Raw genomic sequence first — 258 nt, forward strand, 5'->3', positions numbered from 1 at the left:
GGGGGGGGGGGGGGGGAGGGGAGGGGGGTGGGGCCGATCTGCTTCCGGTTTGACCAGACAGGACCCGTTGGTCAGGAGCAGCGGAAAGTGCGTGGTCCCTCCCCACGCCGCCCCGGTGAGCGCGTCCGGGAAGTTCAGCCCGAAAGCGATCAGCGCGGTGGGCGCGCTCGCGAACGCGTAGGCGGCCACCGCGGCGCTCGTGGCGAAGCGGTCGCCACCGGCGAGACGCTGGACGGGTGCGATCCTCTGGAGCGCGCC

Annotated in this window: 1 protein-coding gene; it reads right to left on the bottom strand. The window is 74.0% G+C overall.

Going from position 1 to position 258, the window contains the following annotated elements; all coding sequences use genetic code 11:
• Positions 1–258 (bottom strand): cell wall-binding repeat-containing protein (locus ACPYOG_RS19905; RefSeq protein ID WP_481295841.1); only part of this gene is annotated, 258 nt, incomplete at both ends.

This window comes from Leifsonia sp. HAY1-4F, assembly GCF_056755275.1.